General features: G+C 71.6%; 23 protein-coding genes and 1 pseudogene. 11 read left to right on the plus strand and 13 right to left on the minus strand.

Translation table 11 applies throughout. From position 1 onward, the window contains the following. Positions 1-259: 259 nt before the first annotated feature. The 3 genes from ABT041_RS31375 to ABT041_RS31385 all read right to left on the minus strand — a co-directional run bounded on the left by ABT041_RS31375 (position 260) and on the right by ABT041_RS31385 (position 3287). Complete coding sequence (locus tag ABT041_RS31375) at positions 260-1630, minus strand: HEAT repeat domain-containing protein (RefSeq protein WP_351190835.1); 1371 nt, start codon at positions 1628-1630, stop codon at positions 260-262. Positions 1631-1707: 77 nt separating this feature from the next. Continuing rightward, positions 1708-2667, minus strand: coding sequence for an NAD-dependent epimerase/dehydratase family protein (locus tag ABT041_RS31380; RefSeq protein ID WP_351190837.1), 960 nt, complete (start codon positions 2665-2667; stop codon positions 1708-1710). Beyond that, positions 2664-3287: a hypothetical protein gene (locus ABT041_RS31385; protein ID WP_351190839.1), complete on the minus strand. Its 624-nt coding sequence runs from the start codon at positions 3285-3287 to the stop codon at positions 2664-2666. Before ABT041_RS31385 ends, ABT041_RS31380 begins: the two co-directional genes overlap by 4 nt. 99 nt (positions 3288-3386) lie before the next feature. Between ABT041_RS31385 and ABT041_RS31390 the strand changes: the two genes are divergently transcribed. After that, positions 3387-4076, plus strand: coding sequence for a TetR/AcrR family transcriptional regulator (locus tag ABT041_RS31390; protein ID WP_351190841.1), 690 nt, complete (start codon positions 3387-3389; stop codon positions 4074-4076). A gap of 186 nt (positions 4077-4262) precedes the next feature. Here the strand turns inward: ABT041_RS31390 and ABT041_RS31395 are convergent, their stop codons facing one another. The 4 genes and pseudogenes from ABT041_RS31395 to ABT041_RS31410 form a co-directional block, all read right to left on the minus strand. After that, a complete protein-coding gene (locus tag ABT041_RS31395) occupies positions 4263-5033 on the minus strand; it encodes a hypothetical protein (protein WP_351190843.1) in 771 nt (256 codons plus the stop codon). Positions 5034-6059: 1026 nt separating this feature from the next. Then, complete coding sequence (locus tag ABT041_RS31400; protein WP_351190845.1) at positions 6060-6563, minus strand: DUF2716 domain-containing protein; 504 nt, start codon at positions 6561-6563, stop codon at positions 6060-6062. A gap of 169 nt (positions 6564-6732) precedes the next feature. Next, positions 6733-6845: pseudogene (locus ABT041_RS31405) on the minus strand (transposase); the annotation flags it as partial. Between the two features lie 261 nt (positions 6846-7106). Beyond that, a complete protein-coding gene (locus ABT041_RS31410) occupies positions 7107-7760 on the minus strand; it encodes a nucleoside-triphosphatase (protein ID WP_351190847.1) in 654 nt (217 codons plus the stop codon). Between ABT041_RS31410 and ABT041_RS31415 the strand changes: the two genes are divergently transcribed. Beyond that, positions 7735-8187: a YbhB/YbcL family Raf kinase inhibitor-like protein gene (locus tag ABT041_RS31415; protein WP_351190849.1), complete on the plus strand. Its 453-nt coding sequence runs from the start codon at positions 7735-7737 to the stop codon at positions 8185-8187. The two genes, ABT041_RS31410 and ABT041_RS31415, sit on opposite strands and share 26 nt — an antisense overlap. Positions 8188-8343: 156 nt before the next feature. On the opposite strand, the gene ABT041_RS31420 is transcribed toward ABT041_RS31415, so the two are convergent. Further along, positions 8344-9441 carry a baeRF2 domain-containing protein gene (locus ABT041_RS31420; RefSeq protein ID WP_351190851.1) on the minus strand — a complete coding sequence of 366 codons (1098 nt, stop codon included), beginning with the start codon at positions 9439-9441 and terminating at the stop codon, positions 8344-8346. A 515-nt stretch (positions 9442-9956) separates the two neighbouring features. Between ABT041_RS31420 and ABT041_RS31425 the strand changes: the two genes are divergently transcribed. The 6 genes from ABT041_RS31425 to mmsB all read left to right on the plus strand — a co-directional run bounded on the left by ABT041_RS31425 (position 9957) and on the right by mmsB (position 17233). Continuing rightward, positions 9957-11120, plus strand: a complete 1164-nt coding sequence (locus ABT041_RS31425; RefSeq protein ID WP_351190853.1) for a mandelate racemase/muconate lactonizing enzyme family protein — start codon at positions 9957-9959, stop codon at positions 11118-11120. Next, complete coding sequence (locus ABT041_RS31430; protein ID WP_351190855.1) at positions 11117-12145, plus strand: zinc-dependent alcohol dehydrogenase; 1029 nt, start codon at positions 11117-11119, stop codon at positions 12143-12145. Before ABT041_RS31425 ends, ABT041_RS31430 begins: the two co-directional genes overlap by 4 nt. Before the next feature lie 128 nt (positions 12146-12273). Beyond that, positions 12274-13257, plus strand: a complete 984-nt coding sequence (locus tag ABT041_RS31435; RefSeq protein ID WP_351190857.1) for a hypothetical protein — start codon at positions 12274-12276, stop codon at positions 13255-13257. 5 nt (positions 13258-13262) lie between these two features. Beyond that, complete coding sequence (gene chvE / locus ABT041_RS31440) at positions 13263-14372, plus strand: multiple monosaccharide ABC transporter substrate-binding protein (protein ID WP_351190859.1); 1110 nt, start codon at positions 13263-13265, stop codon at positions 14370-14372. A gap of 16 nt (positions 14373-14388) precedes the next feature. Further along, entirely contained in the window at positions 14389-16023 is a 1635-nt protein-coding gene (mmsA, locus tag ABT041_RS31445; protein WP_351190861.1) for a multiple monosaccharide ABC transporter ATP-binding protein, read from the plus strand. Continuing rightward, positions 16013-17233, plus strand: a complete 1221-nt coding sequence (mmsB, locus tag ABT041_RS31450) for a multiple monosaccharide ABC transporter permease (protein WP_351190863.1) — start codon at positions 16013-16015, stop codon at positions 17231-17233. The genes mmsA and mmsB overlap by 11 nt, the downstream gene beginning before the upstream one ends. A 209-nt stretch (positions 17234-17442) precedes the next feature. On the opposite strand, the gene ABT041_RS31455 is transcribed toward mmsB, so the two are convergent. After that, the gene (locus ABT041_RS31455; protein ID WP_351190865.1) at positions 17443-18288 is read right to left on the minus strand and encodes an SMP-30/gluconolactonase/LRE family protein; all 846 of its coding nucleotides are present in this window, start codon (positions 18286-18288) and stop codon (positions 17443-17445) included. After that, a complete protein-coding gene (locus tag ABT041_RS31460; protein ID WP_351190868.1) occupies positions 18285-19058 on the minus strand; it encodes an IclR family transcriptional regulator in 774 nt (257 codons plus the stop codon). The genes ABT041_RS31455 and ABT041_RS31460 overlap by 4 nt, the downstream gene beginning before the upstream one ends. Before the next feature lie 584 nt (positions 19059-19642). Between ABT041_RS31460 and ABT041_RS31465 the strand changes: the two genes are divergently transcribed. From ABT041_RS31465 to ABT041_RS31475, 3 genes are all read left to right on the plus strand, one after another. Further along, on the plus strand, positions 19643-22129 hold the full coding sequence (locus ABT041_RS31465; protein ID WP_351190870.1) for a molybdopterin oxidoreductase family protein: 2487 nt from the start codon (positions 19643-19645) through the stop codon (positions 22127-22129). Then, the gene (locus ABT041_RS31470; RefSeq protein WP_351190872.1) at positions 22126-22593 is read left to right on the plus strand and encodes a hypothetical protein; all 468 of its coding nucleotides are present in this window, start codon (positions 22126-22128) and stop codon (positions 22591-22593) included. The genes ABT041_RS31465 and ABT041_RS31470 overlap by 4 nt, the downstream gene beginning before the upstream one ends. A gap of 241 nt (positions 22594-22834) precedes the next feature. After that, entirely contained in the window at positions 22835-23317 is a 483-nt protein-coding gene (locus tag ABT041_RS31475; protein ID WP_351190874.1) for a DedA family protein, read from the plus strand. A gap of 190 nt (positions 23318-23507) precedes the next feature. Here the strand turns inward: ABT041_RS31475 and ABT041_RS31480 are convergent, their stop codons facing one another. The 3 genes from ABT041_RS31480 to ABT041_RS31490 all read right to left on the minus strand — a co-directional run bounded on the left by ABT041_RS31480 (position 23508) and on the right by ABT041_RS31490 (position 26385). Then, complete coding sequence (locus tag ABT041_RS31480; RefSeq protein WP_351190876.1) at positions 23508-24164, minus strand: maleylpyruvate isomerase N-terminal domain-containing protein; 657 nt, start codon at positions 24162-24164, stop codon at positions 23508-23510. Positions 24165-24274: 110 nt separating this feature from the next. Continuing rightward, the gene (locus tag ABT041_RS31485) at positions 24275-24892 is read right to left on the minus strand and encodes a TetR/AcrR family transcriptional regulator (protein ID WP_351190878.1); all 618 of its coding nucleotides are present in this window, start codon (positions 24890-24892) and stop codon (positions 24275-24277) included. Then, entirely contained in the window at positions 24889-26385 is a 1497-nt protein-coding gene (locus tag ABT041_RS31490) for an MFS transporter (protein WP_351190880.1), read from the minus strand. Before ABT041_RS31490 ends, ABT041_RS31485 begins: the two co-directional genes overlap by 4 nt. Positions 26386-26513 lie beyond the last annotated feature (128 nt).

Consider the following 26513-nt stretch of genomic DNA (forward strand, 5'->3'; position numbering starts at 1 on the left):
CGCCTCCCTGCGCGACCAGCCCATCCAAGCAGTCGCCACTGACAACTCGTCACCCCACCACTCTCAGTGGTGATTCCTGAGCCGGCGGCTTTGGAACCGGGATGTCGGGCTGCCTCACAGACCCGTCCGTCTGAGATCGTCGTGGTCGTGACCGAGTCCTGGGTGGTCAATGACGGCAGCGCCCGTCGAGAGCGGTCCATCGACGAGCCCGGTGGAGCCGGCGCCGCCGTACCCGCGGCGTGCAGTGTGGTCGGATGCGTCACACGGGCAGGGCGCCGGCGGGGTGGCCGTGTTCGCGGCCGCAGGCTGTGAGGGCGAGGACTCCCCGGCCCGAGGTCGCGGTGTGGGCTCCCAGTGCCCCGGGATCGACCGACAGTCGTGCCGCGATGTCGTTGGCGTAGCAGGTGTCGGGGATCTTGAGCTCTTCCTTGAGCTGGTTGTAGCGAGTGGTGAACGCGTCGGAGTCCGAGGTGTCCACGTCGTCGAACGCGTCGTCGGGGAAGCCGTCCTCGTGCGGCAGGAGGTAGCCGGCCTCGGCCGGGTGCGAGGGTCCTTCGTCGCCGTTCTCCTCGGCGTCGTCAGCGTCGTAGTGGCGCACGGTTTCTCCTTCTTCGGCGATGCACCAGGCGGTCCAGCCGTCGCCGCAGCTCATTCCGTACCACTGGGCGGATCCGAAGCGGCGGCTCAGGTCGGTGCACCGCTGTCTCACGACGAGGGGAAGCGCCTCGTCCTCGTCGTCGGCGTCCTCGATGCGGTGGGTGTCGCGGGAGGAGTCGCCGAAGACGAGCGTCCAGCCGTCCAGGGCGGGACTGACGAAGACGCGGGAACAGGCGGCGTGCGGATGGTCGCGGTCCCGGTCGTGGTGGTCCTGGTTCCAGGCCGCCGCACCCGTGCGGAGGGTGACCGGCTGCGGGCTGCCGAGGTCGAACGCTTCGAGTACGGCGTCCTGGTCAGTGGTCGGCACCGCGTACCAGGACCCGCACAGGTGCATGCCCTCCGGGACCTCGTCGAGCAGCTTGATCGCCGTCAGCCGGCGCCAGGCGTCCCGGTCCCTGGGGTCGAGGCCGTCGGGTCCCGCGATTGCCGCGAGGGCCTCGAGCGCGCCGGCTCGCACCCGGGGACCCGAGGAGGGCATGCGGCGGACGCGGCTCAGGTCGGGCAGAGCGGTGGTGCCGATTGCCCTGAAAGCCCAGACCGCTCGCTGCCGGACCTCCGCTTCCGGGTCGCCCAGCAAGGGGATGAGGCGGTCGACGAACCGTACCGCCGTCTCACCGCGGGTCTGGAAGGCGAAGAGGGCATCGCTCCGAACCCGGGGGTGAGGATGATTCAGCAGCGGTTCGTAGACCGCCGGATCATCCACCTTGAGTCGCGACAGCGTCCACCCCGTCCTTCTCGCGACCTCGGGCGAGCCCGCGGCCGCGGTCGCGTGCGCCAGGGGCAGCAGAGCGGGCTCCCCGATCCGGCACAGAACGTCCGCCGAGACCGTCCAGTCGACGGGCGACTGCTCCTCACAGAGCACGTCCAGCACCGCCCCGACGACAGCGGCTCCCTGCTCCACGAGCGCATCGCGCGCCGACCGGGTCAAGTCCCAGGAACCTGTGAGGGATTCGGTCAGCAGTTCCATGTCCATGGTGGGAACCCTAAGTCGCGGCACTGACAGTGGGGTTGTCTGCTGGTCGGCAGCGAAGGGGGCACGCCCGCGCTCGCTCACTTTCCGAGGGCGCGGTAGGCCGCCACCGTCCGCTCGAGCGCCTCCTCGACCGGGGTGGCGACGGCGCCGAGCCGGTCCCGGACGAGGCTGGAGTCGACGACGAACGGTTCGGCGAACTCGTACTGCATCTCGATGAGTTCGCGCACCGTGCGGTTGACCGCGCCCATCGCGTACAGGGCGAACGTCGGCATCCGGCGCAGCCGAGCCGTGCCGGGGCGGCCGGTGGCTCGGTGGGCCAGGTCCACGAGCTCGCGGGTGGTGCGGGTGTGCGGGTCGTTGGGGAGGTGCCAGATGCGGCCCGGGGCGTCCGGGTGACTGCCCAGGAGGGCCAGCGCCTCCCCGATGTCGGGGATGAAGGTGTACGTGTGGGGCTGGTCCGGGTCGCCGAGTACTGTCGCGGTGCGCCCGGCGAGGAGGGCGGGGAAGACCAGGTCGCCCAGGTTGGACTGGGCCCCGCCGCGTGGCCCGAAGTAGTCGGAGGCGCGGCCGATCGCCACCTCCACGCGCCCGGCCCTGTGCGCGGCGAGCAGGTCCTGCGCCATTCGGCCCCGGAGCCGGCCCTTGCGGGTGGTGGCGGCGTCGGGGGTGTCCTCGGTGAACGGGCGGCCCCCGGGCGGACCGTAGCAGTAGACGTTGTCCATCGAGACCATACGGGCGCCGGCCGCTTCGGCAGCGGCGAGCACCCCGGCCTGCAGCGCGGGGAACTCCTGCTGCCAGCGGTGGTAGGGCGGGTTGAGCGCTTGGTAGACGACGGCCGCTCCGGTAGCGACGGCCGTGGTGAGAGCAGGGTCGGCCGCGTCGCCCGCGACCACCTCGACGCCGTCGGGGACGTCCGCGCGGCCGGACCGGTTGACGACGCGGACGGACTCCCCTCGGCGTACCAGCGCCTCGGCGACGGCCGTGCCCACGGCGCCGGAGCCGAAGATCACGTGACGGGGGGTGGTGGTGTGCTTCATGCGTCGACCTCGCGGAGGGAGTCCGGGCCGGTGGTCCGGCCGGGAGCGGTGGCGGGCAGGAGTCGGTGGAGCAGGACGCCGGAGAGGGCGGAGAAGGCGAGGGCGCCGGTGGCGCCGAAGACGGTGTACCGCGCGTCCACGCCGACGCCGGCGAGCGTGGTCACCGTCCAGCCTGCCGCCCAGAGGGCCGGCATGGCCATGGCCCAGAGCGGGCGGCGGCGGGCGTCGCGAGGCAGGGCGCAGGCCTGCGCCGTGCCGAGCAGGACGCCCTCGACGGCGCCCATGAGCGCGAGCGAACCGAGATCGGTCCGGTAGCCGACCAGGGCGGCGCCGAGCATGAGCCCGAGCCCGCTGCCGACCGCGGTGGCCACGGACCAGCGCGCCGGGTTCAGCCGACCGGAGGAGAGGAGCGCCTGTCCGGCGCCGATCATCGCGCCGGCCACGCCCCCGCCCACCAGGGCGCTCAATGCGTCGTCGACCGGACCCGCCGCCGCACGGCCGGCGAGCCCGCCGATCGGGAACGCCAGGAAGCCGGCCGTCCATCGGACCCAGAAGCGCAAGGCGGGGCGGCCGGAGCCGCGTACCGAGACAGGCAGGGGAGCGCGCATGGGAACACGCATGGAGAACACCTCCGATTTCTGTACGCCGTCCAATTAATGTACGCCGTGCAAAAATGACTCGTCAAGGAGTGGAGCAAGGACGGGCGAGGAGGCGTACGGATGGCACAGGACACGCCGCCGGCGAAGCGGGGCCGGAAGCGGGCGGTCGGCGAGGACGAGGTGGTCGCGGCGGCCATGCGGCTGCTCGGCACCCGTGGTGCCGACGCCGTGAGCATCCGGGGCATCGCCGCCGAGCTGGGACTCGCGCCCAACGCGGTCTATACGTACTTCCCGGACCGTGCCGCGGTGGTACGCGCCGTCGTCGAGCACCTGCTGGGCCAGACGGACCTCGCGGCTCTCACCGCCCCGGGCACCCCCTGGCGGGACCGCATCCATACGCTCGCCGCCGACCTGCGGCAGCGTCTGCTCGCCCACCCGGGCGCGGTCAACCTTCTGCTCTCCGGCCCGATGGACGGCCCCCACGCCCTCGCGCTCGGCGAAGCGCTCCTCATGGTCCTCGCGGACGCGGGCCTCGACCAGGCGGAGGCGGCGAGAGCCTCGTACCTGCTGATCGTCCAGGTCCTCGGGGCGATCGCCCTCGAAGCCGCCGAACTCCCCTCACCCGCACCGCCCCCGCCCCTCGCCGAACGGGTCGCGGCCCGCCGGGAGCAGCTCCGCGCCATCCCTGCCGACCGCTACCCCCGTACGGCCGAGGCGGCGGACACGATCGCGCAGTTCGTCTCCGACGAGCAGTACGCGTGGGGGCTCGACCGGGTCCTGGACGGCATCGCGGGGCGGGCGAAGGGCTGAAGCACCTTCCTGCTGGACTGGTACGGGCGCGCGCAGAGTCCTGCATCCATGCCGTGGGCCGCCCCCGTCGCCCGACTACCCGCCGACGATGAGCAGGCGGCGGCCGACTGAGGAGAGGGGGCGACCCGGCGGCCGAGCTGTGTCCCCCGCCAGCGCTATCCGGCTGCCGAGCCGATGCCCCCTTCCTCAGCTCGGGTAGGTGATCGAGCCCAGCGGCGGGCAGGCGGTGAGCGTGGTGCCGGCACCGGGCCGTGCGACGAAGGCCCGGGCTTCGGCCGCCCGGAGGCGCCGGGTGTCCAGCTCGTCGGCGTCCCATGTATCGTGCCTGGCGCGGGCGTAGTCCCACGTGTCGTCGATGAGACTGAGGCTGGTATTGCCGGCACTGCGCTGGAACTCCGCCTTGAGGACGACCCGTTGGAGCGCGGTCTGGACCGCGGCGAGCTCGGTGCGGGTGACCAGGACGCCGAGGGTGTTCGGTACACGGGTCGGCAGGGGGGCCTGGGGGAGGGGCGACACCCCGGTGTCGAGGCGGCCGATGTTGTCGACAGCCGCCTGCTGGGCGTCCTGCGACATGATCTGCATCTCCTGGTGCAGCCAGAGGAACTCGTCGAGGTCGGCCTGGGTGACGCGCAACCGCCCGTAGAGAGCTTGGAAGCGGCGATCGTGGTGCAGCGGGCGGAGGTGGGCGACGTGGAGCGCCACACAGTCGTTGTAGCCGGCTGTCACCGCGGCGTCGAGGTGGAAGATCGCCTGGTCCGTCTGTCCGTGTGCGCCGGCCAGGCTGCCGAGGCTCGCGTGGCCCGCGGCGACGAGCCACGCGCCGTCGGGTCCCAGCGCCGTGGCCCGCGCGACGACGTCGTGGAAGCCCGCGGTGCCCGCCGCGGCGGGGCCCTTGGTCAGGAACTCCACCATCACTTCGTGAAGACGGGCAGCCAGTGAGTTGACGGTGTCGACCATGGATCTCCTCGGACCTAGGTGGTGAAGAGCGAAACGACGTCGGGTCTTTGGCGACCCCCATGGACATGACGAGTGGATGGGGTGGCGGGTTCCTGCGCGGGCCGGGCGGTGATCACGAGCTTGGCATGGGCTTCGAGGCCCGGCGGCAGGCGGTGGAGTCCACGCTCACGCACCAGGTCGTTCGTCACGAGTCAACGGCGCGCGTCGGGCTGAGGATGCGGAGGGGACGACACATCCCGCATCTTCGTGCACTTTCGGAACAGGCGTCGGGCCCTGGCTCCGACAGATCCTGATCCGAAGATTGCCGGACATCGGCAATGCGCAGAGGTCCGCTGCACGTGCATGCTGATCTCCGCCGACAACAACGGGGGCATCCGTGGAAGCAGCCACAACCCACAGCGTGACGCGTGCACGCATGGGAACGGGCCTGGCGGTGACGGTTCTTCTGCTGCCTCTCGCAGGCTACGGGCTGGCCAGCGCCGGAGTAGCCCCGGAAGGGACACCCATTGCGCTCGGCTTGCTGTCCGTGATCGCCGGCTACGTTCTCCTGCCCGCACTGTGCGAGGAGCGAGCCCCGTTCCGGCACTCATCGTCGTACCTGACCGCGCGCACATGGACCGGTGAGCGGTCCGTCGACCTCGACCGGATCACCTCCGTCCGACTGCTGACGACCTTCTCGTACGGCGGCGCACACCGGACCCTGCTGGTGCGCGATGCCGGCGGCGTGCGCCTGGGTATCACGACCGAGAGAAGCCGCCGGAAACTACGCCGCGCGATCGAGAGGGCGGAAGCGAACGCCGCGCGAGGTGGGCCCAGGCCCCGTGTGAGCCGTGCGGCCCGGGCGTATCTGGGCCTTGGCCCAGGGCGAGGGCTCGTCGTCCATACAGTTCTCGCCTTTCTGCTTCTGACCGCAGCGGGGAGCCTGTACGTGGTTGCTGCACTCCGACTTGGTGGGCAGTAGGTCTTCCCCGTAGTGGCTGATGAGCTGGGCACAGCCGCTCGTCATCACCATCCACGGCTGCAGTGTCAGGCCGGCCCCTCTGCCTTGCCGGATCTGCGGATCGGAGATCCAAGGACCTTGTCGACCTCGCCGGAAACGGCGCTCAGGAGTTCCTCACCGAACAGGCAGAGGGACCCTTCCCAAGGGTGCCCGAAACTGCCGTAGCGGAAGTCTTCCGAGAGGTAGATGAAGTAATCCCCGTCGGGGTACGGGCTCAGGGGCCAAGCCGGCTGCCCAGTTCCACCGACCTCGTGCGGTGCGAAGCGATAGGACGTGTGCTGCCAGTCGAGTGCGAGCAGCGTGCCCTGCGGGCCGGCACACAAGGTCAGCCCCTGCTCGACCGCCTCGACCAGCCGGTCCAGGCGCTCGTACTCCGGATCGCCGTCAAGCGCGGTGACGCTCCAGGTGACCGACGCCACAGGCTCCTTGATGGATGGCCACTCGGACGAACTCGTGCTCGGCCGGAAATCGAAGTCCTCGTAGAAGCGGTCCCAGACGCGTCGGTACTCAGCCTCTGGCAGCTCGGCCACGGGACCCTGCATCATGACTCGATCCAGGATCGTGTGCCGGATTCTGCGGCGCCGCAGGGAGCCAGCGGCCGTCCGCGCTCGGGTCGAGTGGCCTCGCCTCCAGCGCCGTCGCCACCAGGCGGCGACCAGGTTCTGGAGTCGACCGAGTGTCCCAGTCGGTCTCACCCGCCCCGTCGGCCGACCACGGCGGTGGCGTTCGTAGGCCGTCTTCCACGTCCTGGACCGTTCGGGCAGATCGCGCCACCGCACCCCGGTCCGCACCCGGTGCGGAATCCCGCCCACGGGTGCGGAGAGTCCGCTCCGGTACGTGGTGCCCATGGCCAACGACGGCTTCACCGTCTTCGCTGTCCCGCAGGCGCTCTCGACGGCCTTGGCCGGTGCACGGGCGGATCAGCTGAGGACTACCGCTCTCACGTGGGCCAAGAGGCCTCGGTCTGTACTGCTGGTACTTCGCGCCCTGACCTCATTTCGCTCGTATTCCGGTAGCTGGTATCCCAGCCCTCGCGGGGACAACAGGACGCCCCGGCCCGCGAGTTCGGTGTGTCATCGCTGCAACCGGGCCGCGAGCTCGCCGGGGATCGCATCCCGGTTTGCTGCGGTGAGGTGGACCACCTCGATGTCGGCACGTCGCCGTAGGGCGTCGGTGAACGGATCGTGGTGCCTATGGACGGTCGCAACGACGTCGACTTCTGCCGTGAAGAGAGCGTCGACCGCGTCCCGGAACGCGGTACACGCCAGTTCCATCCGCCCCAGCTCGTCGATCAGCAGCAGTCGGCCTGACGACTCCGCCGCCCGCCTCAGCGTCGGCAGCGCCAGTCGTTCCATGACGCGCAGGTCGACGCCGTACTTCCCCACGCGCGGCGGACCGGGAAAGTCGACATGAGCGAGTACCTCGCGTCGCCCGGCCAGGGTCTCCAGGGCGAAACCGACCCGGACGCCGGACTGCCGGATCTCCTCGGTGGTGAAGCCGGTGGCCGGGCGGTCGGGCAGCAGCGTGGCCAGCCCGCGGAGGGCGGTCGTCTTGCCCGCGCCAGGGCGGCCCTCCAGCAGGATCCTTGTCGGCACACTGCCATCTTCGCCCAGCCCTCCCGCCGGCGCGTGCGCTCGGCCGTAAGGGGGGTTTCGGTCCGGACCCGTGCCGGCGTCGTCGCCGGCGGGTAGGGCGGCGCGCATGAGCGGAATCGAAATCAGCAGCACGGCATTCGACGACAAAGCGGCGATCCCCCGTCGCCACAGCGGTGAGGGAGAGGACGTTTCGCCGCCGCTGACCTGGTCGGGAGTGCCCCAGGACGCCACCGAGCTGGTCCTCCTCTGCGAGGACCCGGACGCGCCCGGGACGACCTTTCTGCACTGGCTGGTGACCGGCATCGATCCGGGAACCACGGGGGTGGCCGAGGGAGGGACGCCCCAGGGAGGACGGGACTGGCCCAACGGATTCGGACGGGTGGGCTGGGGAGGGCCGATGCCTCCACCGGGTCACGGGAAGCACCGCTACTTCTTCCGCCTGTACGCCCTCTCCGAGCCGCTGCCGCTCCATGAACACCCGGGCGTCGAGGACGTGCACCGCGCCCTCAAGGGCAGGGAGCTCGCCTCGGGCGTTCTGGTCGGGACCTATCAGCGCTGAGCGCGTCAGGGGCGGTACTGCGACGGGTGGGCGCTGGGCGGGTCGGCAGTGACGTCTGCCGGTCCCGTTCCGTCCGGTCCCGCCCCAGGCCCCCAGACCTGGCGCGCGGAGACCATCGCGGGCAGGGAGCGCCGGGTCGTCAGCCGTCCCTCGGGGTCAGGACGGGGTTCCCGGGTCGGCGTACCGCAGCAGGGCGCCCACGCCCTCGTTCAGTCGCAGCTCACTCTCCGGTACGACGACCAGTTCGGCGCCGGTGCCGACGAGGGCCCTGACGAGCGCCTCGTCCGCGCGCTCCTCGCGAGGCGCCCGCACGCCGAAGGACATCAGCTCTGCCTCGCTCAGGGCGAGCTGCGTGGGCTCCGAGCCCGTCCAGAGCCGCAGCGAGGACTCGGGCGGGCGGTTCAGGAGCAGTGCCGCCACCTGGCCGCGCTGGAGGGCGGCCACAGTGGCGGCCAGCCCTTCCGCCACGGGTCCGTCCAGGGCACGCCGGCCGATGAAGATGTCCACGAGTTCCCGGTCGTGCGCGGCCATCCGGCCCCGGAAGACGCCGTCGAGCTGCGGCTCCAGCAAGGCCCGACCCGTGTCGGTGGGGGTCCGGCCGCCCACGCGTACGACCTTGTCCCGAAGGGTGTGCGGCAGGCGGCGGATCAGAACGTTGCACGCCCACTCGTCGCCGCCCACGACGACCGCGTCGGCATGGGCACGCCGCGCCCGCTCGTCCAGCCGGTGGCCGAGCCGGAGGGCGGTGCGGTGCCAGGTCGCCACGGCGACCCTGCGATGCAGTCGCTCACCCGGCGTGACGGTGGACACCGGCCAGGTGCCGGTCTCCGCCTCCAGCGTCACCCAGCCGTGGGTCTCGGCGGTCGGCAGGCCGCCGTAGTGGACGACCACGGCCATGTAAGGGATCTCCGGAACGTGCTGGGTGACCAGGGGCATCGCGTCCGGCAGCGTGCTGTAGCGCGCGGAGTCGTGCTCCGGCGGCCAGGGCAGCTCCCCGTTCAGGACGAGCGTGCCGTGGGCGGCGAAGAGGGTCTGCCCGTGTACCCCCGGCACCTCGGTGTCGGTGCCGACCACCTCCTCCAGCACGTTCAGCAGCCCCCGGTCCGCGCCCTGACGGGACAGGCTCTCGCGCAGTCGCCGCCAGCGCAGGGCGATCGCCCGCTCGGGATGCTCGACGTTGCGGGACGTGTCCAGGTACACGGAGACGTAGGGGCCCGGCTCCGCGTAGAGGGGCTCAAGGAACGACAGCCTCATCGCCACTCCTCCTCATCGCCACTCCTCGTCGATCGTGCCGATGGTCTTCCCACCTTCGATGATGCCTGGCCTGGAGCCCGACGGAGCCCGACGGAGCCCGACGGAGGGCCTGGAGGCCGGCGAAGCCTGACGGAGCCCGGCGGAGTCCGACGGAGCCCGGCGGAGGCCGGCGAGCGCGGAACCGGTGGGCGAGACGGTGCCTCAGCGGGTGGAGCGTCCCCCCGCCCTCCGCACGCAAAGTGCCGACACCCCCGCCCCGCCTGTCGGCCGCCCGCAAAATACCAGCACCCCCCCGCCTCCGTCCCCCGGTGTCCGCAGCCACCGCCGCCACCTGCCGGGTCCGGTCCTCGGGACGCCGATGTATACGCGTACGAAGACAGCCTCAGGTCCCCTTCCGCCGTTCGCCCGCACACCCGTCCCGCACGACCCCTTGACGGCCCCCGTTCGGTCTCCCTACTGTCACGCCAGAATTTCGAACGCATGACGAAATCTCGAACAGCAGGGGGTCAACCGCTGTGCGGATCACGGGAATCAGCACGCACGTCGTCGGAACGCCGTGGCGCAATCTGACCTATGTCCAGGTCCATACCGACGAAGGAATCACCGGAGTCGGCGAGACCCGGATGCTGGGGCACACCGACGCGCTCCTCGGCTATCTGCGCGAGGCGGAGGTCAACCACGTCCGCGGCTCGGACCCGTTCGCCGTCGAAGATCTCGTACGGCGCATGAAGTACGGGGACTATGGCCGGGCCGGAGAGATCGTGATGTCCGGCATCGCGGTCGTGGAGATGGCCTGTTGGGACATCAAGGGCAAGGCCCTCGGCGTCCCCGTCTGGCAGTTGCTCGGCGGCAAGGTCACCGATCGCGTGAAGGCCTACGCGAACGGGTGGTACACGACCGAGCGCACTCCGGAGGCCTACCACAAGGCCGCCCGGGGCGTCGTCGAGCGCGGCTATCGGGCCCTGAAGATCGACCCCTTCGGCAACGGCCACTACGAGCTCGGCCACGCCGAGAGCCAGTACGCGGTCTCGCTGGTCGAGGCGGTACGGGACGCCATCGGGCCCGACACCGAGCTGATGCTGGAGATGCACGGCCGCTTCTCTCCCGCCACCGCGGTGCGCCTGGCCCACGAACTCGCGCCCTTCCGGCCGGCCTGGCTCGAGGAGCCGGTGCCGCCGGAGAACCTCAGGGCCCTGAAGAAGGTCGCCGAGAAGGTGGACATGCCGATCGCCACCGGCGAGCGGATCCACGACCGGATCGAGTTCCGCGAGCTGTTCGAGAACCAGGCCGCGGACGTCCTCCAGCCGGACGTCGGCCACATCGGCGGCATCTGGGAGACCCGCAAGCTCGCCGCCACGGCCGAGACCCACTACATGATGGTCGCCCCGCACAACGTCGGCGGCCCGGTCCTCACCGCCGCCTCTCTCCAAGTGGGCTTCACCACGCCGAACTTCAAGGTCCTGGAACACTTCAACGACTTCGCGGACGCCGAGATCAAGAAGGTGATCAAGGGCGCTCCGCAGGTGGACCCGGAGACGGGCTGCTTCCACCTCTCCGAGGCGCCCGGACTCGGTGTCGAGCTCGACGTGGACGCGGTCGCCGAGTTCCCGCAGCAGCAGGCCCGGTTCGATCTGTGGTCGGAGGGCTGGGAGCGGCGCCGGCCCCGGGAGACCCGGTGAGCGGCCAGGCCCTCGTCATCGACGCGCCGGGCGCGTTCCGGCTCGTCCCGCACGTGCCGCGCGAGCCCGGCCCCGGCGAGGTGCTGGTGGCCGTGCACGCGGTCGGGGTGTGCGGAAGTGACCGCGAGGTCTACGAGGGCAACCGGCCCGAGGGGTACGTCCGTTACCCGCTCGTCCCCGGCCACGAGTGGTCCGGGACCGTCGAGCGGGTCGGCGCCGGCGTGCCCGGGACACTGACCGGGCGCAAGGTGGTGGGGGAGGGCTTCCGCAACTGCCAGGTCTGCGACCGCTGCCACGCGGGCGAGACGACCCTCTGCACCGCGGGGTACGAGGAGACCGGCTTCACCCTGCCGGGCGCCATGGCCCCGACGCTCACCCTCCCGGCCCGGCTGCTGCACGTCCTGCCGGACGACGCCGACCTGACCGCGGCCGCCCTCCTGGAGCCCGCGGCCTGCGTGGCGGCGGCGGTGCTCAAGGCGGGCGCCCGGCCCGGTGAGCGGGTCGCGGTGGTCGGCACCGGCACCCTCGGACTGCTCGCGGTGCGGATCCTCGCGGCAGCCTCCCCGGAACGGCTGCTCGTCGTCGGCGTGGGGGCCGAACGGGAGCCGCTCGCCCGGCAGCTCGGCGCCACCCAATTCCGCACCCGCGACCAGGACCTCCCGGACGACCTCGACGTGGTGATCGAGGCCGCCGGCTCCGCCGACGCCGCCCGCACCGCAGCCGGCCTGCTGCGGCGCGGGGGACGCCTGGTCCTGACCGGCATCCCCGCGCCCGGCGCCGAGGGGCTCGACCCCACCGACCTGGTCGTCCGGCAGCTGACCGTGCACACCGTCTTCGGCGCCCCGCCGGCCGCCTGGGCGCACGCCACGCGCCTGTTCGCGGCCGGGCTGCTCGACCCGCTGCCGCTGGTCACGCACGAGCTGCCCCTGTCCGAGTTCGGGGAGGCCATGGCGCTCGTGGGGGCCGGTGACCCGAAGATCGGCAAGGTGCTGCTGCGGCCGGGAAGCGTGGGGCGCAATCCGTAGTAATCGCGGGCCCGCGGAACCCCGTAAGCCACAGGCCCCAGCCGGCCCAGCCCGCCGGCGCCGACCCTGACCAGCTCGTGCCCACAGCTCCGAACCATGTCCGATATTTCGAACGCGAAGGACAGTCTGTGACCGACACCTTCCCCCCGACCGCCCGCCGGCCCGCCGAGCAGGCGCTCGCCGCACTCGGCCTGGGGGCGCCCGCCCCCGACCCGGCCGACTCCTCCCCGCACACCTTCCCCGGCGGCGGCCGGTGGCGCACCGAGATCCCGTCCTGCGAGGGGCCCGAGGCGCTGGCCGTCGTCCTGGAGGAGGCCGAGCGGCTCGACGTGCCGGTGCACCGGATCAGCCAGGGCAGCGGCGTGTGGATGCTGACCGACGCGGAGATCGCCGAGATGGTCGCCGCCACCGACGAACGCTCCATCGAGCTCTGCCTCTTCACCGGCCCGCGCGGCACCTGGGACATCGGCGGCTCCGTGCGCACCGACTCCCGGGGGGCCGGACTGCGGGCCCGCGGCCACGACGCGGTCGCCGGCTGCGTCGAAGACGCCGTACGCGCCACGGAGTTGGGCGTGAAGTGCCTGCTCGTCGCCGACGAGGGCGTGCTGTGGACGCTGCACCGGGCCCGTACCCGGGGCCTCATCCCGGCCGACACCACGCTCAAGGTCTCCGCGCTGATCGGTCCGGTCAACCCCGCCTCGTACGCCGTGTACGAGCGGCTGGGCGCCGACTCGATCAACGTGCCCAGCGACCTGACGCTCGATCACCTCACGGGTATCCGGCGGGCGTCCGGTGCCCCCATGGACATGTACATCGAGGCCCCCGACGACCTCGGCGGCTATGTGCGGATGTACGAGGTCGCCGAGCTGATCCGGCGCGGCGCACCGATCTACCTGAAGTTCGGCCTCTCGAAGGCGCCCGGGATTTATCCGTACGGCACCCATCTACGGACCCTCGCCCTCGACACCGCCCGGGAGCGGGTGCGGCGCGGCCGCCTCGCTCTCGACCTGCTCGCCCGGCACGGCGCGGACGGCGCGATGGCGCCGCTCGGCTCCCGGCTGCCGGGGCTGCTGAATCGCTTCGATCTCAACGACGAGAAGAACGAGGACTGATGACCATGCGCAACCGCAGAGCCGCCGTGACCGGCGCCCTGGCCGTGACCGCCTCCCTCCTGCTCGCCGCCTGCGGGCAGAGCGCCGAGGGCGGAGGCAAGGACGAGTCGGCCGGCACCGAGGGTGCCACCATCGGCATCGCCATGCCGACCCAGTCGTCCGAGCGCTGGATCGCCGACGGCAAGAACGTCGTCAAGAACCTGGAGGCGAAGGGGTACAAGACCAAGCTGGTCTTCGGGGAGGACGACCCGGACCAGCAGGTCGCCCAGATCGAGAACCTGATCACACAGGGCGTGAAGGCCCTCGTCATCGCCGCCATCGACAACAAGTCCCTGAACAACGTCCTCCAGCAGGCCGCGGACGCGCACATCCCGGTCATCGCCTACGACCGGCTGATCCTGGGCTCGCAGCACGTCGACTACTACGCCTCCTTCGACAACGAGAAGGTCGGAAAGCTCCAGGCCTCGTACATCGTCGAGAAGCTCGGCCTGAAGGACGGTTCGAAGAAGGGTCCGTTCCACATCGAGCTGTTCGCCGGCTCCAACGACGACAACAACACCAAGTACTTCTTCGGCGGCGCGATGAGCGTGCTGAACCCGTACATCGAGAAGAAGCAGCTGGTGGTCGGCTCGGGCCAGACGGCGCTCAACCAGGTCACCACCCTGCGCTGGGACGGCGGCACCGCGCAGAAGCGGATGGACGACATCCTGACCTCCGCGTACAAGACCGAGCGGGTCGACGCGGTGCTCTCCCCGTACGACGGCATCTCCATCGGCATCCTCTCCGCGCTCAAGTCCGACGACTACGGCTCGAAGGCCAAGCCGCTGCCGGTGGTCACCGGGCAGGACGCCGAGCTCGCCTCGGTGAAGTCGATCGTCGCGGGCGAGCAGACCCAGACCGTCTACAAGGACCTCCGGGAGCTCGCGAAGGTCGCCGCGAACATGGTGGACGCGGTGCTGCACGACAAGAAGCCCGAGGTCAACGACGACAAGACGTACGACAACGGCAGCAAGGTCGTCCCGGCCTACCTGCTCCAGCCGGTGAGCGTCGACAAGACCAACTACGAGCAGGTCCTCGTCGGCGGCGGTTACTACACCGCCGCGGACCTGAAGTAGCCGGGAGGAGGCGACCATGAACGGACCCGTCCTGGAGATGCGTTCGATCGGCAAGGCCTTTCCCGGAGTCCGGGCGCTGTCGGACGTCGCGCTGACGGTCCGCCGGGGCGAGGTCCACGCCCTCTGCGGGGAGAACGGCGCCGGGAAGTCGACCCTGATGAAGGTGCTCTCCGGCGTCCACCCGCACGGCAGTTACGAGGGGGAGATCCTCTTCGAGGGGGCCACGTGCCGCTTCCGTGACATCCGGGCGAGCGAGCGGCACGGCATCGTGATCATCCATCAGGAACTGGCGCTCGTGCCGTACCTGTCCATCGCCGAGAACATCTTCCTCGGCAACGAACGGGCGACGCGCGGGATCGTCAGCTGGAACGAGACGCTGAAGGAGGCGGCCCGGCTGATGCGCCGGGTCGGCCTCGCCGAGCACCCGGGGACCCGCGTCGCGGACATCGGTGTCGGCAAGCAGCAGCTCGTGGAGATCGCCAAGGCCCTCGCGAAGGAGGTGAAGCTGCTCGTCCTGGACGAGCCGACCGCCGCGCTCAACGACGAGGACAGCAATCAACTCCTCGACCTCATTCTGGAGTTGAAGGAGCAGGGCGTCACCTCGATCATCATCTCGCACAAGCTGGGCGAGATCCGGCGGGTGGCCGACTCGGTGACGATCCTGCGCGACGGCCGGACCGTCGAGACCCTGGACGTCGCCGACCCGGCCACCGACGAGGACCGGATCATCAGCGGCATGATCGGCCGGGACCTCGACCACCGGTTCCCCGACCGCACCCCTTACGCCGGGGAGCAGGGCCCGCACCCGGCCCTGGAGATCCGCGACTGGACCGTCCGCCACCCGATCGACCAACAGCGCAAGGTGGTCGACGGGGCCACGCTGTCCGTCCGGCGCGGCGAGATCGTCGGCATCGCCGGCCTCATGGGCGCGGGCCGCACCGAGCTGGCGATGAGCGTCTTCGGGCGCTCGTACGGCCGGTACGCGGGCGGCACGGTCCTCAAGGACGGGCGGGAGATCCGTACCCGGACCGTCCCGGAGGCGGTCGCGCACGGCATCGCGTACGTCACCGAGGACCGCAAGCACTACGGGCTCAACCTCCTGGACACCATCGGCCGGAACATCTCGCTGAGCGCCCTCGCCAAGGTCGCCCGCCGGGGCGTCGTCGACGCCCACGAGGAGCGGCGGGTCGCGGAGGACTTCCGTACCTCCATGAACATCAAGGCGCCGACGGTGTTCGAGCCGGTGGGCCGGCTGTCCGGCGGCAACCAGCAGAAGGTCGTCCTCAGCAAGTGGATCTTCGCGGGCCCCGACGTGCTGATCCTCGACGAGCCGACCCGGGGCATCGATGTCGGCGCCAAGTACGAGATCTACACGGTGATCGACCGGCTCGCCGCCGAGGGCAAGGCGGTGATCATCATCTCCTCCGAACTGCCCGAGCTGCTCGGCATGTGCGACCGGATCTACACCATGGCCGCGGGCCGGCTCACCGGCGAGGTGCCGCGCGCGGAGGCGACGCAGGACGTGCTGATGCGGCACATGACCGAGGAAAACACGGCCGCGCCGATGCGGCACATGACCGAGGAAGACACGGACGTGCTCACGCGCCGCATGACCGAGGAAGACACGAGGGAGAACGACGATGAGCGCTGACGTCACGACCGCGAAGCCGGTGGCCCGGCCGGCCGGGGGCGCCGCCCGGCCACTGCTCGACGGCATGCGCCGCAACATGCGCCAGTACGGCATGCTGATCGCCCTCGGCATCATCGTGGCGCTGTTCGCGGTGTGGACCGGCGGCGACCTGCTGCTGCCGCGCAACGTGTCCAACCTGGTGCTGCAGAACAGCTACATCCTGATCCTCGCGATCGGCATGATGATCGTCATCGTGGCCGGGCACATCGACCTGTCGGTCGGCTCGATCACCGCGTTCGTCGGGGGCGTGGCGGCCGTGCTGATGGTCCAGCACGACCTGCCATGGCCGGTCGCGGCACTGCTGTGCCTGGCCATCGGCGCCGTCGCGGGCGCAGCTCAGGGACTGCTCATCGCCTACGCCGGGATGCCGTCGTTCATCGTCACCCTCGCCGGGATGCTGGTCTTCCGGGGCCTGACCGAGGTCTTCCTCAAGGGCCAGACCCTCGGCCCGTTCCCCGAGAGCCTGCAGAAGCTCGCCAACGGCTTCCTGCCCGAGGTGGGCCCCACCACGAACTACCACAACCTGACCCTGGTGCTCGGCCTCGTGCTGATCGCCGTCGTCATCCGCCAGGAGGTCCGTGACCGCCGCCGGCAGAGCGAGTACGCGTTGGACGTGCTGCCGGCCGGCCTGTTCGCGGTGAAACTCGGCGCGCTGACCGCCTCGATCCTGGTCTTCACGCTGCTGCTCGCCAGCTACAAGGGCGCCCCGGTGGTGCTGCTGATCCTCGCCGCGCTCCTGGTCGGCTTCGGGTACCTGATGCGCAACGCGGTCATCGGCCGCCACGTGTACGCCATCGGCGGCAACCTGCCGGCGGCGAAGCTTTCCGGCGTACGGGACCGGAAGGTCACCTTCCTGGTCTTCCTCAACATGGGCATGCTGGCGGCGCTCGCCGGTCTGGTCTTCGCGGCCCGCTTCAACGCGGCCTCCCCGAAGGCCGGGCTCAACTTCGAACTGGAGGCCATCGCCGCCTCGTTCATCGGGGGCGCCTCGATGAGCGGCGGCGTCGGCACGGTACTCGGCGCCATCATCGGCGGACTGGTGCTCGGTGTCCTGAACAACGGCATGAACCTCGTCGGCATCGGCACCGACTGGCAGCAGGTCATCAAGGGCCTGGTGCTGCTCGCCGCGGTCGGCTTCGACGTGTGGAACAAGCGGAGGGTCGGCGCGTAGACCGTTCCCCCCCCCGCGGACCGAGGACGGGGCCTGTCCCAGCCTGCGAACGGCGGCTGGGGCAGGCCCCGTCCCGCGTCTGGCACGGGCCTGTCCTAGCTGGCGAACGGCGGCTGGGGCAGGCCCCGTCCCGCGTCTGGCACGGACCTGTCCTAGCCTGCGAACGGCGGCTGGGACAGGCCCCGTCCCGCGTCTGGCACGGACCTGTCCTAGCCTGCGAACGGCGGCTGGGGCAGGCCCTGTCCCGCGTCGGGTACGACCAGCAGGGAGCCGGACAGCGGGTGCGGACGGTCCAGGCCGGTCCGCGCCGTCGTCACGTACAGATCGGTGAGGCCCGGCCCGCCGAACGCACAGGCCGTCGGCCGGCGAACGGGCAGTTCCAGCACCCGGTCGAGCACCCCCGACGGCGTGTAGCGGCGCACCGCGCCACCGTCCCACAGCGCCACCCACACACAGCCGTCGGCGTCGACGGCGAGACCGTCGGGAAAGCCCGCGCCGTCCTCGACGACGGCCAACGGGCGGCGGTTCACCGGGAGTCCGGTCTCGGGATCGACGTCGAAGACGTCGACATTGCGGGTGGGCGAATCGACGTAGTACATCCGCCGCCCGTCAGGACTCCATCCGGTGCCGTTGCTGACGGTGACATCGCCGAAGACCGCGCGGACCGCACCGTCGGGCGCCACCCGGGACAGGCTTCCGCCGCCGGCCGCCTCGTCGTAGCGCATGGTGCCCGCCCACAGCGCCCCATCGGGTGCGACGGCGGCGTCGTTGCCCCGGCGGCCGGGAACCGGCTCGTGATGCAGCCAGCTGAACGCCCCCTGGGCGTCGTACACCCCGACGCCGTCACGGAGGTTGACGACGAGGCCGCCGTTCACGCGCGGCTTGGCCGCGCCCACGTGCTGCTCCGTGGCGAGGACGGTCCGGCGCCCGGAGGCGGGGTCGTACGTGTGCACCCGGGAGCCCAGGATGTCGACCCAGACCAGCCGCCCGGCGCCCGTATCCCAGGTCGGGCCCTCGCCCAGCTCCGCTTCCTCCCGCACCGCGACCTCGATCACGCCGGGCTCCGGTGGCCAAGGCGCTCGGAGAGCTCGGTGGCGCCCTTGACGGCCAGCTCCTCCAGCTCGGTGCGGCGCGCCTCGCTCCAGCGGATCATCGGCACGGAGATCGACAGGGCCGCGACCACCCGGCCGGAGCGGTCCCGCACGGGGGCGGCCACGCAGCTGACGTCCGGATTGGACTCGCGGCTCTCCAGGGCAACGCCTCGCCGTCGCACCTCGGCCAGCGCCTCGCGCAGGGCGCCCGGCTCGGTGAGGCTGTTCGGGGTCATCGCGACCAGCTCGGCGCCGTCGGGGATCCGGGCCGCCAGCTCATCCTCGGGGAGCGAGGCGAGCAGCATCTTGCCGACGGAGGTGCAGTGCGCGGGGAGGCGACGGCCGGCGGCGGAGACCATCCGCACGGCGTGCGTGGAGTCCACCTTGGCGATGTAGATGACGTCCGTGCCCTCCAGGATGGCGACGTGCACGGTCTCGTCACAGGTCTCGGCGACGGCCCGGGCCACCTGCCCGCCCTCGGCGGCGAGGTCGAGCTGCTCGGCGTACCGGCTGCCCAGCTGGTACGGGCGTACGCCGAGCCGGTAGCGTCCGGGCTGGTCGGGGACCGGCACCAGGTACGAGCGGGCGGCCAGCGTGGTCACCAGCTCGTGGACGGTGGTGCGCGGAAGCTGGAGCCGGCGCACGATCTCGGGGGTCGAGAGCGTTCCGTCCCCGTCGAGGAAGAGCTCCAGGATGTCCAGGGCCCGGGTCACGGCAGGCACGAGTCTTCCCACGACCGCCCCCTCCCTTGTGTTCGACATCTCAACAGTCGATCGGAATGACGAACACAGGCTACTGACCGGGGCCGCCCCCTGTCAGCTGGTCATTCGAACACGCTGGGCCAGGGACGTCCTGCCGGTCAGCGGTGACCGTCCCCGCAGCTCGCACCAGTTCCGCCGTACGAGGACGGGGATCGGAGGGGGAAAGGTCTTGATGGCGGTCTCGTCGGAGTGTGAGTCCCGACTCCGGTGGCTTCCGATGGCGGCGCGGGGTAGCTCTCCAGCTCGCCCAGGAGTTCCGCGAGGGCTGCGGCCGACGTCCGTTCCAGCGGCCGACGTACGCGGCGCAGCACAGGGGCGCGCCACCGCGCGAGGTTCCGGATGCGTCCCGCCGGAGCGTCGGGCTGCCCTCGGGTGTGCCTTCGTCTTCGTGGAGCTCGGTGACGGCGTGCCACGCGGTCCTCGATGAGCGGCCGGGCTAGCGTGGACGTGCCTCATCCGTGTGGTGCGGCTCGGCGTCGTCGACACCGGGGGCGTCCCTTCGGCTCCCGGCCGGGCAGGCGCGCCGGCGGTCTGCCGCCCAGTTGTGGAGGTGCTCAGTGAAGCCCTGGCTCGACCGGATCGCTGAGCCGTGGGGCGGGCGCACGCCTTACCCCCAGGGGGCGAGCTGGCCCGTGCGTACGGACACCGGACTCGCCGCCGGCGTGGCGCCCGGGGAAGTGGACCGGTGGGTCCAGAGCGCGTCCCTGCTGCACTCCAACGGTGACGCGTTGGACATCGCGGTGAAGGACGGCCGGATCGTCGGCGTGCGCGGTCGGGCCACGGACCGCGTGAACCGCGGTCGGCTGGACCCGAAAGACCTGTTCGCATGGCAGGCGAACGCCTCGCCCGACCGACTGACGCGGCCGCTGGTCCGTGACGGCGGGCGGCTGGTGGAGTGCGACTGGCCGACGGCGATGGACCGTGTCGTGGCCCGTTCCAAGGAGCTCCTGGCCGAACGCGGGCCGGGCTCCATCGGCTTCTACACCAGCGGACAGTTGTTCCTGGAGGAGTACTACACCCTCGCGGTGATCGCCCGAGCCGGCATCGGCACGAATCACCTGGACGGCAACACCCGCCTGTGCACCGCCACCGCCGGGGAGGCGCTGAAGCAGACCTTCGGTTCCGACGGCCAGCCCGGCTCCTACACGGACATCGACCACGCCGACACCATCGCCCTGTTCGGCCACAACATGGCCGAGACCCAGAGCGTGCTGTGGATGAGGGTCCTGGACCGGTTGGCCGGCCCCGACGCGCCCAGGCTGCTCTGCGTCGATCCCCGCCCCACCCCGGTCGCCCGCCGCGCCTCCGTGCACCTCGCACCACGGGCGGGCACCAACGTCGCCCTGCTCAACGCCCTGCTGCACGAGGTCATCCGTACCGACCGCGTCGACTCCGCCTACATCGAGCAGCACGCCGTCGGCTTCGACGAACTCCGCGCCCAGGTGGCGTCGTGCACCCCGGAGTGGGCCGCGCGGATCTGCGACGTCCCCGCCACGCGGATCAGTGAGGCCGCCGAACTCCTCGGCGACGCCGAACGACTGGTGTCGACCGTGCTGCAGGGCTTCTACCAGTCGCACCAGGCGACAGCGGCCGCCGTCCAGGTCAACAACCTGCACGTGATCCGCGGCATGCTCGGCCGCCCGGGAGCCGGGATCCTGCAGATGAACGGCCAGCCCACCGCGCAGAACACCCGCGAGTGCGGAGCCGACGGCGACCTGCCGGGCTTTCGCAACTGGGAGAACGACGAGCACGTCGCCGACCTCGCCCGCGTCTGGAACGTCGAGCCGGACGACATCCCGCACTACGCGCCGCCGACGCCCGCGATGCAGATGTTCCGCTACGCCGAGCAAGGCAGCATCCGGATGCTGTGGATCAGCGGCACCAACCCCGCCGTCTCCCTGCCCGAACTGGCCCGCATCCGCTCCATCCTCGGGCAGGAACGGCTGTTCACCGTCGTCCAGGACCTGTTCCTCACCGAGACGGCCCAGCTCGCCGACGTCGTACTGCCGGCGGCGACCTGGGGCGAGAAGACCGGCACGTTCACCAACGCCGACCGCACCGTCCACCTGTCCGACAAGGCCGTCGAGCCGCCTGGCGAGGCCCGACCGGACCTGGACATCTTCCTCGACTACGCCCGCCGCATGGCGTTCCGCGACAAGGACGGCGCCGGCCTCGTGTCCTGGCACGATCCGCAGGGGGCCTTCGAGGCGTGGCAGCGGTGCAGCGCGGGCCGGCCCTGCGACTACACCGGACTGACCTACGACAAGCTGCGCGGTGGCAGCGGCATCCAGTGGCCCTGCACCGAGGACGCCCCCGACGGCACCGAGCGGCTCTACGGCGACGGTCCCACCTGGGCGGCGCCCGACCTGTGCGAGACCTACGGCAAGGACCTGGTCACCGGCGCCCCGGTCGACGAAACCGAGTACCGGGCTCGCAACCCGCACGGCAAGGCGATGCTGAAAGCCGCCGAGTACGTGCCGCCCCACGAGGACACCTGCGACGCGTACCCGCTGCAACTGAACACCGGCCGCACCCTGTACCACTTCCACACCCGGACCAAGACCGGCCGGGTCCCGGTCCTCGACGCGGCCGCCCCCGACGTGTGGGCGGAGATCTCCGCAGCGGAGGCCGCCGCCCGGGGCCTCGGGGAGGGGGACCTCGTCGACGTGGCCACCGCCCGTGGATCGGTGCGGGCACGGCTGCGGATCACCGCCATCCGCGACGGCATGGTCTTCCTGCCCTTCCACTACGGCTACTGGGACACGGCCGAGGGCCACCGCCCGCCCGGAACCGGCGGCGGGAGAGCGGCGAACGAGACCACGATCACCGACTGGGACCCGGCCTCCAAGCAGCCGCTGTTCAAGACCGCCGCCGCACGCCTCGTCCTCGTCGAGCATGGCGACGGTACGCCTGCTCCCGCGCCGACGACCACCGCCTCCGCGCCCGTCGACCCGCAACGGGTGCCGGCGACCACCGGCGGCCCGGCCGCGCACACGAGCCAGAGCGCCACCAGCAGGTCCAGCGATGAGGTGCAGCACCCGTGAGCGAATCCATCGGCATCATCCTGCGCGCCGTGCACGACGGCGAACGCGCGCTCGGGGAGGCACTCCTGGCCGTCGCCGAGCGCCACCGAGACGACCACGAGATTCACCACGTCGCCAGGGACGTGGCGCGCTGGTCGCACGAACACGCCGTCCGCCTGGCCGACGTCGGCCGGGACTACGCCCTCGACCTTCCCGGCCCCCCTGCGCGGGAGAAGCGGGAGGAAAGCGGGGCCGTACTCGGTCCCCAGCCCGGCCTGGTTCTGCTGACCGACCTGCGAGACCTCCACCTCGCCGCCTGTGAGAACTCCCTGTACTGGGAGATGCTCTCGCAAGGCGCCCGAGCGGCGAAGGACTCCCGACTGCTGGAGGTCACGACCTTCTGCCACCAGAGGACTCGGCGGCAGATCCGCTGGACCGGCTCGGTGATCACCACGCTGTCGCCGCAGCTCCTGACCACCTCGTGACCCGACCGGAGTCGGCCGTCTGTTCGCTGCCCTGGATCCGCCGTCTGAGCATTAGGTTAGGCTGGCCTTCCTGGAGCGTGGATCAGGGGTACGGGTACGGGTTCCCGACGGAACGGGCAGAGGTGGGCGCAGGTGAGAGACGGTGACCGGGCTCGTGCGCGTCGCGCGCCCGATACGGCGGGGCGCCCAGGCGGGCGCACGAGAGGCGCGGGTGACGGACCGGTGCCCGGAATGAGGCGCCGTGGATAAGATCGCGCTCACCGCCGGAGCCCTGTACGTCATCGTGCTGCTGCGCGCCGCGGGGACGTTCGCCGTCGGTTGGCTCGCGGGCGCGGGCGCCCGGCGCAGCAGGTTCGCCGGGCGGATCTCATCGGCGAAGTTCCTGCGCGCCGAGCGGGCGATCCAGCGGTGGGGCGCGCCGGTGGTGGCGGTCTCCTTCCTGACCGTCGGTTTCCAGACCGCCGCCAACTTCCTCGCGGGCAGCATGCGCATGCCGTTGCCGCGCTATCTCCCCGCCCTGTTCGTGGGCGGAGCGGCCTGGGCGCTGATCTACGCGACCGCGGGAATCGGCGCGCTGGAAGTGCTGGGAAGGCTCTTCGCCGAGCGGACGGCCCTCGGGGTGTCCGCCGTGGCCGTCCTCCTCCTCGCGGTCTGCGGGGTGGTCCTGTACCGCAGGAGAAGAGCGGCCCTGCCCTCCGGCGACAGCGCCACCGACGCCTCGTGAGCCCGCCCCGCGAGGGCGGGTGCCGCGCCAAATGAGGACGCACGAGCCTCGGCCCGCCCTTGCGCGGGCGGATGCCGCGCGTCGTGAGGCGCGTTCGGGGGCGAGCTCAGCGAGCGACGCCAGGGGCGGGGCTGGGGGTGCGTACGGGAGCGGGTGACCGCGCGTTACTCGCACAGCGGCTCGGCCCCGTTCAGCCGAGCGAGAGCGGGAACCGCGCGCCCGTCCCGGACAGTACGGCCCGTTCCGCGGCGTTCGGCGTGCGGCGGCCTGTTCCCAGGAGCAGCGCGTCCGTGTCGGACAGCTCGGCCGGGAAGGGGGCGCCGGCGATCCGCTCGAGGAGGTCACGCGCGGCGGCCGGGCTCTGCGCCGGCGGCCGCGGCGCGTCGGGCAGGTGCGCCACGAGGTCCAGATGGTGCAGCGTCCACTCCAGGACGTACGCGGAGAGGTAGTCACCGACGCTGAGCACCTCGCCGCGCGTTCCGACCGCGAGGCCGGAGTCGGCGAGCACGGCGGCGCGTCCGGCCGCGGAGCCGACGTCGTCGAGGTGGAACTTCAGCAGCGCCGGGTCCCCGTACGCGGCGGCGAGCCGTACGGTCAGCGCGTCCAGCGGGTCGTCGCCGTCCGGCGGCTCCTCGGCGACCTCCCAGTAGGACGCGGCATCGCGCGTCGGTGGCGTACCGGCAGGCGTCGCGAGGGTGATCAGGACGTCCTGGGCGTCGATGACGAGGTGGCACACCAGATCGCGTACGAGCCAGCCCGCACAGCCCGACGGCCGGGTGAAGTCCTCGTCGGCGAGACCGGCGACGGCCTCGCGCAGCGCGGTCCACGAGCGTGAGAAGTCGTCCACGCCCGCAAGCTACCAACCCGGACGGTCCGGCGGGGGCGCGGCCCGGCCGGACGGATCCGAGAACGCGGAGACCGGGCAGCGAGCGGGCCCGGGGGCGACCGCGCCGTCGTTCAGCCGGCGTCGATGAGGTGCTGGATGCCGGGGGCGTAGAGGTCCGCGAGACGATCGGCGGTGGTGTGCGCGGTGGCGCCGTCGGGTCGATGGAGACTCAGAGTGGCCCCCAGGCCCAGGAGTTGACCCGCGACGAGTTCGGCGCGCAGTCGGGCGTCGGGACCGGTGAGGACCGCGGTGAGGTGGCCGGTGATCTGCTCGCGGAAGCGGGCGCGCAGCAGGGTGCGCTCGTCCTCGATGCCGAGCGAGAACACCACGCGCAGGAGCGGGTCGCCGCGGAGCCGGTCGCGGAGGTCGACCATGGTCAGGACGAGGTGCCGGCCGAGGTCGGGAAGCGGAGCGCTGAAGAGTTCGGCGGCGGCCGGGCGGAAGTCGACGACCGTGTTGAACAGGGCTTCCTTGGTGCCGAAGCGTTTGACGATCAAGGAGGGGCTCACGCCGGCCGCCGCGGCGATGCCGCGCATGGTGACCTCGGCGTACGGCTTGAGCGTGAACGCCCGCCGTGCGGCGCGGATGATGGCATCGCGTCCGGTCTCCGGCCCTTCCTCCCCACCACCCCCGATGCGGTCCTCGGGGGTCGTGGCGGCCGGGGAGACGGGTTCGTCGGGGGTGCTCATGCGTTCCCTCGGGCGGTGCTGGTGGGAGTCGACACCGCGACCGTACCGCCCGACCGGTCGCCGTCGCGCGGAGCTCTCCGACCCGGCCGGTCGGACGGCAGCAGGAGGGCGGCGACGAGGGCGGCGAGGGCCGCTCCGGCGGCGATCAGGAAGATCAGCAGGTAGGCGTGGAGCGTCGGCGCGGTGCGCCCCGCCGCCACGAAGGTCACACGGGCCAGTACGGCGGTGACCACGGCGCTGCAGGACGCCTGGCCGACGGAGCGCATCAGCGTGTTGAGGCCGTTGGCCGACGCGGTCTCGCTCACCGGGACGGCCCGCATGACGAGGACGGGCAGCGCGGAGTACGCGATGGCGGTGCCGCACGAGACCACGGTGGCGCCGGCGACGATCAGCCAGAGGCTGTGGCTGGTGAAGAAGCGGATCAGGTAGCCGGCGGTCATGACGACCGCTGCGAGAGCGAGCGCGGTGCGGGGTCCGTACGTGGCGGAGATCCGCGCCGAGAGAGGGGAAAGGGCCACCATCGCGAGCCCGCCGGGCAGCAGGCAGATCCCGCTGACGACGATGGAGGCGCCGAGGCCGTAGCCGGTGGTCGTGGGCTCCTGTACGAGCTGGGCGGTGACCAGGGAGTTGGCGTAGAACGAGAAGCCGATGAGCAGAGCGGCGACATTCGTCAGGAGAACGGCGGGGCGGGCGGACACGCGCAGGTCCATGATCGGGGACGTGGTACGCAGTTCGTACCAGCCCCAGAGCAGTCCCACGGCCGCCGAGGCGCCCAGCAGGCCGAGCGTCAGCGCGGAGGTCCAGCCCCAGCCGGAGCCCTGGGTGATCACCAGGAGCACACCGACCAGTACGGCGGCGAGGCCCAACGTGCCCGGCACGTCGAAGCGTCCCCGGGAGCGCGCGCCCGACTCCGGCACGATCCCCAGCACGAGCAGAAGGTCGAGCAGGCCGAGTGCGGCCGATGCCCAGAACATGGTGTGCCAGTCGAAGTTCTCCGTCACGACGGCGGCCAGGGGCAGGCCGATCGCCGCGCCGATGCCGAGGGTGGAGCTCATGAGCGCGATCGACGGCAGGACGCGCTCGGCCGGGAGCTCGTCGCGGATGATGCTGATGCCGAGTGGGATCACCGCGAGTGCCGTGCCCTGAAGGGCCCGGCCGGTGATCAGTACGCCGATGTCGGAGCTGACCGCGCAGAGTACGGAACCGAGGGTGAGTACGCCGAGCGAAGCGAGCAGGACGCGTCGCTTGCCGTACATGTCGCCGACCCGGCCGAGGACCGGAGTGAACACCGCACCGGTGAGGAGGGTGACGGTCACGAGCCAGCCCGCGGCGGCCGGGCTCGCGCCGGTCAGCTCGGGCACGTGCGGCAGCAGCGGTACGACGAGGGTCTGCATGACGGCGACGACCATGCCGCAGAAGGCGAGGACGGGGACGACGAGCCGGGAGCGGATGTGTCCGGGCGGCGTGCCGGGCGCGGATTCGGCGGGGGTCATCGTGCTCCAGAGTCGGTGCGAGGCCGGGAGAGGGGTGTACGGGCGTTCACCCCCAGGGTGAACAACTGTGCACCCCCGGTCAAGGCCGGGGCCCCCGCACCTCGCCCGGCGCCTGTCCGTCGTGCCGG

Source organism: Streptomyces sp. NPDC002825 (assembly GCF_040295385.1).
Lineage (GTDB): Bacteria > Actinomycetota > Actinomycetes > Streptomycetales > Streptomycetaceae > Streptomyces.